The sequence below is a fragment of the Klebsiella sp. 141198 genome, assembly GCF_050600785.1.
In the GTDB taxonomy this organism is placed as follows: domain Bacteria; phylum Pseudomonadota; class Gammaproteobacteria; order Enterobacterales; family Enterobacteriaceae; genus Klebsiella; species Klebsiella aerogenes.
The window spans coordinates 138,546-151,138 of sequence record NZ_JAQIRM010000005.1; the positions used below are offsets into that span (position 1 = coordinate 138,546).

The window sequence follows — 12,593 nt, forward strand, 5'->3', positions numbered from 1 at the left end:
GCGCGCGGTGTAAGCGCTACCACTCCGGTGACAATCCTTTAGCATTCAGATAATTAATATGTCGAGTTTATCACACTCTGCGCTCTTGCATTGTCGGCGGTTGCGCTGACCCTATGGCGTGTTATCATCTTGGCAGACCGGTTACATCCCCTTAACTGCTGTTTAAGAGAAACACTATCATGACGGATAAATTGACTTCTCTGCGTCAGTACACCACTGTCGTAGCTGACACCGGAGATATCGCGGCAATGAAGCTGTATCAGCCTCAGGATGCCACCACCAACCCTTCTTTGATCCTCGGCGCGGCTCAGATCCCTGAGTACCGTAAGCTGATTGACGACGCTGTTGCCTGGGCTCGCGGCCAGAGCAGCGATCGCGCGCAGCAGATTATCGATGCTTCCGACAAACTGGCGGTGAACATCGGTCTCGAAATCCTTAAACTGATCCCGGGCCGTATTTCTACCGAAGTTGATGCCCGTCTGTCCTACGACACCGACGCCTCTATCGCGAAAGCGAAACGCCTGATCAAACTGTATAACGATGCCGGTATTGGCAACGATCGCATCCTGATCAAACTGGCTTCGACCTGGCAGGGCATTCGCGCCGCTGAGCAGCTGGAAAAAGAAGGCATCAACTGTAACCTGACCCTGCTGTTCTCCTTCGCTCAGGCTCGCGCTTGCGCTGAAGCGGGCGTCTTCCTGATTTCTCCGTTCGTTGGTCGTATCCTCGACTGGTACAAAGCGAACACGGATAAGAAAGAGTACGCGCCGGCAGAAGATCCGGGCGTGGTTTCCGTTAGCGAAATCTACGAGTACTACAAGCAGCACGGCTATGAAACCGTCGTGATGGGCGCAAGCTTCCGTAACGTTGGCGAAATCCTTGAGCTGGCCGGTTGCGACCGTCTGACCATCGCCCCTGCGCTGCTGAAAGAGCTGGCGGAAAGCGAAGGCGCTGTCGAACGTAAACTGGCGTTCAGCGGCGAAGTGAAAGCGCGTCCGGAACGCATTACTGAATCCCAGTTCCTGTGGCAGCACAACCAGGATCCGATGGCGGTAGACAAACTGGCGGAAGGTATCCGTAAGTTTGCCATCGACCAGGAAAAACTGGAAAAAATGATCGGCGACCTGCTGTAATCATCCCAGCGTGACCGGGCTACCGGTCACGCTACTTCTTTTGAATCCTGTCTGTAATTCTCTCCAGCGTGTATCATTCCGCTTAATTGCACTATTTGAACGGAATGAATATGAATAAATTACGCATCGGCTTAGTTTCTATTTCTGACCGCGCCTCCAGCGGCGTTTACCAGGACAAAGGTATTCCTGCGTTGGAAGAGTGGCTGTCGCGTGCGCTGACAACGCCCTTTGAACTACAGACACGCCTGATCCCTGATGAACAGCCCATCATTGAACAAACGCTGTGCGAGCTGGTTGACGAGATGGGCTGTCATCTGGTGTTAACCACCGGCGGCACCGGCCCGGCGCGCCGTGATGTGACTCCGGACGCAACTTTAGCGATTGCCGATCGCGTCATGCCCGGTTTCGGCGAGCAAATGCGTCAGGTTAGCCTACACTTTGTGCCGACGGCTATCCTATCCCGGCAGGTTGGCGTCATCCGCAAGCAGGCGCTGATCCTCAACCTGCCTGGCCAACCGAAAGCGATTCAGGAGACTCTTGAAGGAGTTAAAGACGCGGAAGGTAAGGTGCTGGTGCATGGTGTTTTTGCAAGTGTACCTTATTGTGTACAGTTGCTTGAGGGGCCGTATGTGGAGACGGAAGCCAGCGTTGTAGCAGCTTTTCGCCCGAAAAGCGCATGACGTGAAACTTTATCCTGAATTTAATGCATTGCTGATATAACCTGCATTGCCGGTGGTGTGCTGTTTTATTTACGGTATAGTGTTTTTTACTTTACACATTGCGTAATATTACTGCGGACGAAGCGCCAGTTATGTCACAACACACCCGAGCACTGAATCGACAGGATTATAAAACTCTGACGCTGGCCGCCCTCGGCGGGGCGCTGGAGTTTTATGACTTCATTATCTTTGTCTTCTTCGCCGCCGTCGTCGGCGAACTGTTCTTCCCCGCCGATATTCCGGAATGGCTACGTCAGGTACAGACCTTCGGTATTTTCGCCGCGGGTTATCTGGCGCGTCCTCTTGGCGGCATTATCATGGCCCATTTTGGCGACCTGGTCGGCCGCAAGAAAATGTTTACGCTTAGCATTCTGCTCATGGCGCTGCCGACGCTGGCGATCGGTCTGCTGCCGACTTATGCCTCTATGGGCATCGTTGCGCCGCTGCTATTACTGCTCATGCGTATTTTACAAGGGGCGGCGATTGGCGGCGAAGTGCCGGGCGCCTGGGTCTTTGTAGCCGAACATGTCCCGGAAAAACGCATCGGTATCGCCTGCGGCACCCTGACCGCGGGGTTGACCGTTGGGATCCTGTTAGGTTCGGTGGTGGCGACGCTTATCAACACCAGCATGACGCCGCAGGGTATCCACGACGGCGGCTGGCGTATTCCTTTCCTGCTGGGCGGCGTTTTTGGCCTGGTGGCGATGTACCTGCGTCGTTGGCTACAGGAGACGCCGATATTTCTTGAGATGCAACAGCGCAAAGCGCTGGCGCAGGAGTTGCCGGTGAAGGCGGTGGCGCTTAAGCACCAGAAGGCCGTCATCGTTTCGATGTTGCTCACCTGGCTGCTTTCCGCCGGCGTGGTGGTAGTGATCCTGATGTCGCCGGTCTGGCTGCAAAAACATTATGGCTTTGCGCCGGCGATTACCCTGCAGGCCAATAGCATCGCCACGATTATGCTGTGTATCGGCTGTTTACTCGCCGGTCTGGCGGCAGACCGATTCGGCGCCAGCCGCACTTTTATTGTCGGTAGTCTGCTGTTGGCGGCCGCCAGTTGGGCCTTTTACCACCTTTCCGGCGCCAGCCCGCAGCGATTGTTCCTGCTGTATGGCACGGTTGGATTGTGCGTCGGCGTGGTGGGGGCGGTACCTTACGTAATGGTGCGCGCCTTCCCGGCGGAAGTGCGTTTCACCGGCATCTCGTTTTCCTACAATCTGTCATACGCCATTTTCGGCGGCCTGACGCCGATTGCCGTCACCATGTTGATGGGGGTCTCGCCGATGGCGCCGGCCTGGTACGTACTGGCGCTGTCTCTGATGGGGCTGGGTTTAGGTATTTGGCTGCGTCAGGGGTTGACGACGCAGGCGGTTTTACCGCAAGGAGAACTGCAGCGTTAAATTTAACGCCGCCGCCCGGTTTGCGGGCGGCGGCAGGCCATTAGCGTGGTTCGCCAATCGGCAGAACGGTGCGCCCGAACTGCTCGTTCAACACTTCACCCATCGCCAGGTAAATAGCGCTCGCGCCGCATACCAGGCCAATCCAGCCGGCAATTTTAACAATGCCTTCGTTATCGACCAGGTGGCCAATCGCCAGCAGCGCGAACAGCACCGTCAGGCTCAGGAAGACGAACTGCAGCATGCGCGCGGCTTTCAGCGTGCCGAAGAACATGAACAACGTAAAGATACCCCACAGGCCAAGATACATGCCCAGGAAATGCGGGTTCGGCGCATCAGCCAGACCCATTTTCGGCATCAGGAGGATCGCGGCCAACGTCAGCCAGAAGGAGCCGTAGGACGTAAAAGCGGTTAAACCAAAGGTGTTGCCTTTTTTATACTCGAGCAGGCCGGCAAAAATTTGCGCAATGCCGCCGTAAAAAATGCCCATCGCCAGGATAGCTACATCGAATGCGAAAAGGCCGCTATTCGCCAGGTTAAGCAGAATAGTGGTCATGCCAAAGCCCATAAGGCCCAGCGGTGCCGGATTAGCCAACTTAGTGTTGCCCATAATTCCTCAAAATAATGATTAGAAAGGGAAGCATTACCCCGCCACTTGCGGTGGGGCGCGGCATAATAATGAGGCGCGTGGTTACTGTCTATGATCTGGCGGGGTATTTTTCAGCAATTTACCTTACGCCGCGATAATCGCGAACTCTTCGCCGAACATGTGCGATATCCGATGAATATGTTCTTATTTACTATTTATGTTTTGTATGAGTTATGGCGACTATTTTGCCCGGCTGGCGTGTTGTTTACTCTCGCGTCTGTGTTTTGCCATAAAAATTTTTTTTGGCTTGCCCCTTGATGAAAACCAGGGCGACCCCATCTTGTAGTCAACCGCAGTGAAGAACCTGAAAAAAAATGATGTCAGGGCAGTTGAAACCGCACGTTTCGCCCTTATTACAGGTTCACAACCACATGTTGATCGAATTTTTAGTGGAGACGTTTAGATGGGTAAAATTATTGGTATCGACCTGGGTACTACCAACTCTTGTGTAGCGATTATGGATGGCACTACCGCTCGCGTGCTGGAGAACGCCGAAGGCGATCGCACCACGCCTTCTATTATTGCCTATACCCAGGATGGTGAAACTCTGGTTGGTCAGCCGGCTAAACGTCAGGCAGTGACAAACCCGCAAAACACCCTGTTTGCGATTAAACGCCTGATTGGTCGCCGCTTCCAGGATGAAGAAGTTCAGCGTGACGTTTCCATCATGCCGTACAAAATCGTTGCCGCAGATAATGGCGACGCCTGGCTTGATGTGAAAGGCACCAAAACCGCACCGCCGCAGATTTCTGCTGAAGTGCTGAAGAAAATGAAGAAAACCGCTGAAGATTACCTGGGTGAGCCGGTAACTGAAGCTGTTATCACCGTACCTGCGTATTTCAACGATGCTCAGCGTCAGGCAACCAAAGATGCCGGCCGTATCGCGGGTCTGGAAGTCAAACGTATCATCAACGAACCGACTGCCGCTGCGCTGGCTTACGGTCTGGATAAAGAAGTCGGCAACCGTACTATCGCGGTATACGACCTCGGTGGCGGTACCTTCGATATCTCTATTATCGAAATCGACGAAGTTGACGGCGAAAAAACCTTCGAAGTTCTGGCAACCAACGGTGATACCCACCTGGGTGGTGAAGACTTCGATACTCGTCTGATCAACTACCTCGTTGACGAGTTTAAGAAAGAGCAGGGCATTGACCTGCGCAACGACCCGCTGGCGATGCAGCGTCTGAAAGAAGCCGCAGAAAAAGCGAAAATTGAGCTGTCTTCCGCTCAGCAGACCGACGTTAACCTGCCGTATATCACCGCAGACGCGACCGGTCCGAAACACATGAACATTAAAGTGACTCGCGCGAAACTGGAAAGCCTGGTTGAAGATCTGGTTAACCGTTCCATCGAGCCGCTGAAAGTTGCCCTGCAGGATGCCGGTCTGTCCGTTTCCGATATCAACGACGTGATCCTCGTTGGTGGTCAGACTCGTATGCCGATGGTGCAGAAGAAAGTTGCTGAGTTCTTTGGTAAAGAACCGCGTAAAGACGTTAACCCGGATGAAGCTGTGGCTATCGGCGCAGCGGTTCAGGGTGGTGTACTGACTGGTGAAGTTAAAGACGTTCTGCTGCTGGACGTTACCCCGCTGTCGCTGGGTATCGAAACCATGGGCGGCGTGATGACCGCGCTTATCAGCAAAAACACCACGATCCCGACCAAGCACAGCCAGGTGTTCTCTACTGCGGAAGACAACCAGTCCGCGGTAACCATCCATGTGCTGCAGGGTGAGCGTAAACGCGCTTCTGATAACAAATCTCTGGGTCAGTTCAACCTGGATGGTATTAACCCAGCGCCGCGCGGTATGCCGCAGATCGAAGTAACCTTCGATATCGATGCTGACGGTATCCTGCACGTTTCCGCGAAAGATAAAAACAGCGGTAAAGAGCAGAAGATCACCATCAAGGCTTCTTCCGGTCTGAATGAAGAAGAAATTCAGAAAATGGTTCGCGAAGCGGAAGCTAACGCTGAATCTGACCGTAAGTTCGAAGAGCTGGTTCAGACCCGTAACCAGGGCGACCATCTGCTGCACAGCACTCGTAAGCAGGTTGAAGAAGCAGGCGACAAACTGCCGGCTGATGACAAAACTGCAATCGAGTCTGCGCTGACCGCACTGGAAGCTTCCCTGAAAGGTGAAGACAAAGCGGACATCGAAGCGAAGATGCAGGCGCTGGCCCAGGCTTCCCAGAAGCTGATGGAAATCGCTCAGCAGCAGCACGCTCAGCAGCAGGCTGGCGGCGCTGACGCTCAAGAGAACAGCGCGAAGGACGACGATGTTGTCGACGCTGAGTTCGAAGAAGTGAAAGACAAAAAATAATCGCCCTTTGAACGGGTAAAACACTGGCACGGGCGAAGAGGTTTCCTCTCCGCCCGTGCACGCATGTTAAGGGGCTGAAAAACACCAATGGCAAAGCAAGATTATTACGAGATTTTGGGCGTTTCCAAAACAGCGGAAGAGCGTGAAATCAAAAAGGCGTATAAGCGCCTGGCCATGAAGTATCACCCGGACCGTAACCAGGGTGACAAAGAGGCCGAAGCCAAATTTAAAGAAATCAAAGAAGCGTATGAAGTCCTGACTGATGCCCAGAAACGTGCAGCCTACGATCAGTACGGCCACGCCGCGTTTGAACAAGGCGGCATGGGCGGCGGCGGTTTCGGCGGCGGCTTCGGCGGCGGCGCGGATTTCAGCGATATCTTTGGCGACGTGTTCGGCGATATCTTCGGCGGCGGTCGTGGCCGTCAACGCGCGGCGCGCGGTGCAGATTTACGTTACAACATGGAATTAACGCTGGAAGAAGCGGTCCGTGGCGTCACTAAAGAAATCCGCATCCCGACGCTGGAAGAGTGCGATGTTTGCCACGGCAGCGGCGCCAAATCCGGTACTCAGCCGCAGACCTGTCCGACCTGTCATGGTTCCGGTCAGGTTCAGATGCGCCAGGGATTCTTTGCCGTTCAGCAAACCTGTCCGCACTGTCAGGGGCGCGGTACGCTTATCAAAGATCCATGCAACAAGTGTCACGGTCACGGTCGCGTTGAAAAAACCAAAACACTGTCGGTGAAAATCCCGGCTGGCGTCGATACCGGCGATCGCATTCGTCTGGCTGGCGAGGGTGAAGCTGGCGAGCATGGCGCTCCGGCGGGCGATCTGTACGTTCAGGTTCAGGTCAAACAGCACGCGATCTTCGAGCGTGAAGGGAATAATCTGTACTGCGAAGTACCGATCAACTTCACCATGGCTGCGCTTGGCGGCGAGATTGAAGTACCGACGCTGGATGGCCGCGTTAACCTGAAAGTGCCTGGCGAAACGCAAACCGGCAAACTGTTCCGCATGCGCGGCAAGGGCGTGAAGTCCGTACGCGGCGGCGCTCAGGGCGATCTGCTGTGTCGCGTGGTGGTGGAAACGCCGGTGGGTCTTAACGATAAGCAGAAGCAATTGTTGAAAGAGCTGCAGGAAACTTTCGGTGGTCCGACGGGTGAGAAAAACAGCCCGCGTTCCAAAAGCTTCTTCGATGGCGTAAAAAAATTCTTCGATGATTTAACGCGTTAATTGCGTTAAATTACGTTATTAGCACAAGCCTGAACATCCTGTTCAGGCTTTTTTCTGCCCTAGCCTCAGCCTTGAATAGAGACGCTATACTTTGTTTAGCATGTCCGGGTTTGATTTATTTTGAGTATTATCTATATTGCTTTTTTCGATAAAAGAGGCTGACAGTGGATGGGATCGAAAGGTGCCAATAAGGGCTTTGATTATAATTTAATCAAGGTTCTTGACGCTGTCATTTCGGCAGGTAATGCCGCGAAGGCGGCGAAAAAATTGGCCATTACTCCTGCCGCGGTCTCTCTGGCATTAAGACGACTACAAAACTTCTATCATCAGGAGCTGTTTGTCAGAAGTAAAGATGGTTTACTGCCAACAGCGAAAGCACTCGAGATCCACCATAGTTTTCGCCAGGCCATGTTGCTTGTCGATAATACCTTTCTGACAGAAAACAAGGATGATGATACCCGGATTACGATCCTTGGTAGCGACTTCATCGAAAGTTATTACCTTTCCCAACTGTACGGCAGCGCGCTTTTTGAACAGGGCGTGATCAATCATTTTTCATCCCGCAATATTAGCCGCGATAAAGCTAAAGAGCTTCTACTGACGGCACAATGCGATTTATCGATTGGTTCTGAGCCGTTGGTTGAACCTGGGCTCGATAATCAAATGATTGATAGCTTCAGAAATTTCGTCTGTATTTGTGCCAAGGGCCATTTGTTCAGCGAACTGTCGCAGCTTTCTTTACATCAGTTCTACTCTTCCCGCCATGCCATGTATCAACCCGGCATTTCTTCTCCTTCCATCATCACTGATAACGGATTATTTAAAGATGATGTTTATTATGACGGTTCACGTACCATGGGCTATTGCAGCGATTCTATCACCGGACTGGTTGGCATGGTAGAAAGAACCGCGTTGATTGCATTATTGCCTTTAAAGCTGGCGCTATTTTATAAAAATCAGCGTAAATACGATATAAATTTTATCCAACCGCCACCTGAATTGATGTTTAAGTCCGTGCAGGTTTATGCTTCATGGAGCAAAAATAGTAGAAATATTTCAGCGATAAATGAAACAGTTTCCATGTTACATACGCTGTCATCATTCAGACGGTAAGTTCCATCATCTTACCGTCATTAATATGATGTGGTTAGTCTTGATATTCTTTGATTACCTTTCCCCAGTTACGCCACTTACACTCCTGATGAATCTTTTTTTACTTTAGTTATGCAGGAGCGATTATGTCTATACCTAATCATTTAGAAACAACGGAAGTTGTATTACTGGAAGTAGAGATACTTCTGACCATTATTTCTATCGGCGCCTGGGGGGGATTCGTCAGTTTCCTTCTCCGTAAAAATAAGGAAGACAGTGGCGAAGCACATCAGGGAATTATGAACTGCCTGACCCAGGTAGTGATATCTTGTTTTACCAGTTTTCTCCTTAGCGCTATCGCTATCGAAAAAGGATTTAGCTTTAATATGGTGCTGTTAGCCGCAGGATTAGGCGGTGTTTTTGCCGGTCCAATTTTAAAAATACTGGGTGAGAAAGTAAAAAATACGCTTGGCGGTACTAAGCTCAAGTAGTATTACTACGTAATAAAAGGCTCATCCTTGAGTCTTTTATTACAGATTAGTGCGCCTCAACTATGTCACCCGGTTTTTAAGCCAGCCGTAAATGAACTCTTCATTTTGTCGATGATTCTCGCTGATCTCCAGGTAATAAGCCCCTTGGCTGCAGTTTAGCGCTTTGACTAACACCTGTTCTCCTTCTTTACCTCGTCGCGTTAAATAGCAATTCAGCGCATTCAGGGTTCGCGGGCCAATGTTGCCATCTGTTTTTATATCCGGGTAGTATTGCTGCTCGCGATTCATCACGTTAAGCCAGCGCTGTAGCCACATACAGGGGTGGTGAGGACCAATATTCACTGCCGCGTCGCACAGCTCAAATGCTACTGACCAGGAGAGTTGCGATACCTGCTCAAAGCCGGGTTTGATCCAGTAATCGGTCTCCAGAATCGCATAGGCCTCGTTGTGAGAAAGTTCGCTCATCTTTCCCTGGTAACCGTGCGCTCGCGCCGTTGCTTCTGTGATGCCCCAGTTAGTCTCGCCGCCTTTATCCTTAGGATTGGCGCTATAGCCGCCTTCCAGTCCGAGGATTCCATCAATAATTGGATTCATTTTATTCTCCCTGAATTAATGAATGTGCATGTACATCATTGTACCTAGCGTGACGGAAAAGACGGTGGTTAGCGCCGCCAGCGTTTTACGGAAAAACTGCTTTCTGACTTTTGGTTTCCTGGGTTCGACTTTTTCAATGGTAATGTCTTTGTTGACCTGCAGCCCCTGGCGCGGGATGGTAATGAAAAGATCGTTTATACCGAGTGCTTTGAGATCTCGTCTGATTAAATACAGTATCTGCGTTAGATTGGCATCATTCACAAAATGACTTCTGCTACCCCATAACTCATTGGTGATTTTCTGCCGTTCGATAATCTCCAGATGAGCGTTTTCAATAATGAAACTAAGACATTTAGAACGCATTGCCGTCATTCGAATAACTTGCGAATTTGAGCTCGTTCTTAGTTCATATTTCTGTTCGTTGTAGATGCAGTTGTTATTGATGAGATAAGTTTTCATAACGTCTTCCTTTAGATTTGCACATCCTGATTGTCGTCGATGAATATATTGCACAAGAAATGGCTTAATCCATTTTTTGTCATCGGTTTTATTGTAGTGTTGTTTGTTGGGGAGACCTCTGTCACATAATCTCATGTAAGTTAAATGACAATTAATTACTACCTAAATTATATTTAATATGCTGTTTGTTTTTTATTCTTCAGGTAGGTTTGATGGCCTCTCAGACCCGATGATGTCGTGCTGATGTTCCTCATTGAGGTCTCAGTGAAATAATTATTTGGCGTTGATTAATTGCTGATGCTTTGTGATTAGCCAATTTTTCATGAGTCATGGATTATTGGTCTCGCAGAACGAACTGCGATAAATTTTAAACTTAAAAGGAAATTTAAAATGGCTACCAGCAAACTGATTAAAGGCGATACTCTTACCGAAACCAGCAACGCCGCTGATGGTTTTAACCCAGCAACTGAAGTTAGCAACTATAGCTATACATCAGCTCGTGTCGCAAAGCCGGTCTATAACAAATATAAAGCAGCAACCACTAAGCCGAAGGTATTTGGCTATTATACCGACTGGTCTCAGTATGATGGTCGCCTGCAAGGGGACGATTCTAAAGATAACCGCGGTCGCGGCTACGACCTGACCAATATCTCACCGACCGCTTACGATAAAATTATTGTCGGCTTCGTTGGCGTGACTGGTTTCCATAAAATTGATGGCCAGTATCGCGACGTGGTGGCCGAAGGCGCTGAGCAGTGCGGCAAAGTCAAATATGAACCAACCTTCCTGGATCCGTGGGGCGACTTCCAGTCCTACATTAACGTTGGTCACAGCGTCAGCGGCTGGGATGTCGATCCGAAAACCGTAACCCAGGAGAATACCAAAGGCCTGCTCGGCGGCCTGCGCGACCTGCAGGCGAAAGCCAAACAGCAGGGCCACAACCTGGTGCTGTCCATGAGCATCGGCGGCTGGACCATGAGTAACGGCTTCCATGAAACCGCGGCATCTGATTCCGCACGTAAAACCTTCGCTAAAGGCGTGGTGAAGCTGTTCAAACAGTTCCCGATGTTCAGCGAAGTGGATATCGACTGGGAATACCCGAATGCCGAAGGCGCGGGCAACCCTTGCGGCCCGGAAGATGGCGAAAACTACGCCCTGCTGATTGGCGAACTGCGTAAGCAGCTGGATTCCGCCAACCTGAGCAACGTGAAAATCTCCATTGCCAGCTCCGCGGTGGTGAAGACTTTCGATTATTCCAACGTCAAAGCGCTGATTAATGCTGGCCTGTACGGCATCAACCTGATGACCTATGACTTCTTCGGCACTCCGTGGGCGGAAACCGTTGCTCATCACACTAACCTGAAGGCGCTGGAAGAGGGCGGCTGGGGTGTAAACACTATTGTGGAACATCTGCTGTCTGAAGGTTTCCCGGCTGAAAATATCAACATTGGTTATGCCGGCTATACCCGTAACGGCCGTAACGTTGAGCTGGAGTCGCTGTCTCCGCTGAAAGGTACCTATAACCCGGGTAACGGGGATACCACGGGTACTTTCGAGTCCGGCACTAATGAATGGTATGACGTGATCTACAACTACCTGGATCTGGAAAACCAGAAGGGCCGTAACGGCTTCAACGTTTATACCGATCAGGTTGCTGACGCTGACTATCTCTACAACCCAGAATCCAAACTGTTTATGTCGCTGGATACGCCGCGCACCGTGAAAGCCAAAGGCGAATACGCGGCGAAGCTGGGTCTGGGCGGCATGTTCACCTGGACTATCGACCAGGACAACGGCGTGTTGGTCAATGCGGCGCGTGAAGGGCTGGGTTATGAAATTGAGTCAGAAACTATCGATATGGATCCGTTCTACTTCGACGGCATCAACGTTGAAAAAGATGAATCTGCTGAAGACGATAAGAAAACGGACGTCAACCATGCGCCGAAAGCGGCTATTGAGCTGCTGGTAGTGGGCGGTTCTACCGTTCAGCTGTCCGGCGCCGGTTCTTCCGATGAAGATAAAGACGAGTTGACCTTTAGCTGGGGCGTACCGTCTGAAATTAACGTCGCGGATAAAACGGCGGAAGTGATTGAGTTCGTCGTGCCTGAGGTAAGTGCGAAGACGGCGTTCCAGTTCACTCTTTTCGTACGTGACTGCTACAACGAACCTTCAACTCAACAGCGTTTTGTACTGACTGCGGTTCCGGCTGCTGCCCAGGTTGAACCAACACCGGCTGATGAAGAAGATGAAACCGACGTGATTCCGGTTCCCGACGAGGATACCAAACCGGCTGAAGATGACTCCTCTTCCGATGAGGCGGCTGACCATGATGCGCCATATGCGCTGTGGGATGCTAACACCGTATACGGCGCAAGCTGGGGTACCTTCGAAATTGTTAGCTGGAATGGTCACAACTACCAGGTGAAATGGTGGTCCCAGGGCGAACAGCCTGACCTGAACTGCGGTCAGAGCGGCACATGGACTGACTTAGGCGCCTACTAATACATCTCTC

At 51.1% G+C, this 12,593-nt stretch carries 11 protein-coding genes; 8 read left to right on the forward strand and 3 right to left on the reverse strand.

From position 1 onward, the window contains the following. Positions 1-179: 179 nt before the first annotated feature. The 3 genes from tal to PGR10_RS18455 all read left to right on the forward strand — a co-directional run bounded on the left by tal (position 180) and on the right by PGR10_RS18455 (position 3,249). Positions 180-1,133, forward strand: coding sequence for a transaldolase (tal, locus tag PGR10_RS18445; protein WP_015368356.1), 954 nt, complete (start codon positions 180-182; stop codon positions 1,131-1,133). A gap of 110 nt (positions 1,134-1,243) precedes the next feature. After that, on the forward strand, positions 1,244-1,813 hold the full coding sequence (mog, locus tag PGR10_RS18450) for a molybdopterin adenylyltransferase (RefSeq protein ID WP_430923910.1): 570 nt from the start codon (positions 1,244-1,246) through the stop codon (positions 1,811-1,813). Positions 1,814-1,944: 131 nt separating this feature from the next. Beyond that, positions 1,945-3,249, forward strand: a complete 1,305-nt coding sequence (locus tag PGR10_RS18455; protein WP_087858197.1) for an MFS transporter — start codon at positions 1,945-1,947, stop codon at positions 3,247-3,249. A 40-nt stretch (positions 3,250-3,289) separates the two neighbouring features. On the opposite strand, the gene satP is transcribed toward PGR10_RS18455, so the two are convergent. Next, on the reverse strand, positions 3,290-3,856 hold the full coding sequence (gene satP / locus PGR10_RS18460; protein WP_430923912.1) for an acetate uptake transporter: 567 nt from the start codon (positions 3,854-3,856) through the stop codon (positions 3,290-3,292). 442 nt (positions 3,857-4,298) lie between these two features. On the opposite strand from satP, the gene dnaK reads away from it, so the two are divergent. From dnaK to PGR10_RS18480, 4 genes are all read left to right on the forward strand, one after another. Further along, positions 4,299-6,215 carry a molecular chaperone DnaK gene (gene dnaK, locus PGR10_RS18465; protein WP_045395850.1) on the forward strand — a complete coding sequence of 639 codons (1,917 nt, stop codon included), beginning with the start codon at positions 4,299-4,301 and terminating at the stop codon, positions 6,213-6,215. 87 nt (positions 6,216-6,302) lie between these two features. Next, entirely contained in the window at positions 6,303-7,445 is a 1,143-nt protein-coding gene (gene dnaJ / locus PGR10_RS18470; protein WP_020079653.1) for a molecular chaperone DnaJ, read from the forward strand. Positions 7,446-7,613: 168 nt separating this feature from the next. Beyond that, complete coding sequence (locus PGR10_RS18475; protein ID WP_430923913.1) at positions 7,614-8,558, forward strand: LysR family transcriptional regulator; 945 nt, start codon at positions 7,614-7,616, stop codon at positions 8,556-8,558. A 125-nt stretch (positions 8,559-8,683) separates the two neighbouring features. Continuing rightward, complete coding sequence (locus PGR10_RS18480; protein WP_087858195.1) at positions 8,684-9,028, forward strand: phage holin family protein; 345 nt, start codon at positions 8,684-8,686, stop codon at positions 9,026-9,028. Positions 9,029-9,088: 60 nt separating this feature from the next. Here PGR10_RS18480 and PGR10_RS18485 read toward each other — a convergent pair whose 3' ends face one another. Together PGR10_RS18485 and PGR10_RS18490 are read right to left on the reverse strand one after the other, a co-directional pair. Next, positions 9,089-9,622, reverse strand: coding sequence for a glycoside hydrolase family 108 protein (locus PGR10_RS18485; protein WP_087858194.1), 534 nt, complete (start codon positions 9,620-9,622; stop codon positions 9,089-9,091). Between the two features lie 15 nt (positions 9,623-9,637). After that, a complete protein-coding gene (locus PGR10_RS18490) occupies positions 9,638-10,081 on the reverse strand; it encodes a winged helix-turn-helix domain-containing protein (protein WP_087858193.1) in 444 nt (147 codons plus the stop codon). Between the two features lie 390 nt (positions 10,082-10,471). Here PGR10_RS18490 and PGR10_RS18495 point away from each other — a divergent pair, with 390 nt between their 5' ends. Then, positions 10,472-12,583, forward strand: a complete 2,112-nt coding sequence (locus PGR10_RS18495) for a glycosyl hydrolase family 18 protein (protein ID WP_430923914.1) — start codon at positions 10,472-10,474, stop codon at positions 12,581-12,583. The last annotated feature ends 10 nt before the right edge of the window (positions 12,584-12,593 follow it).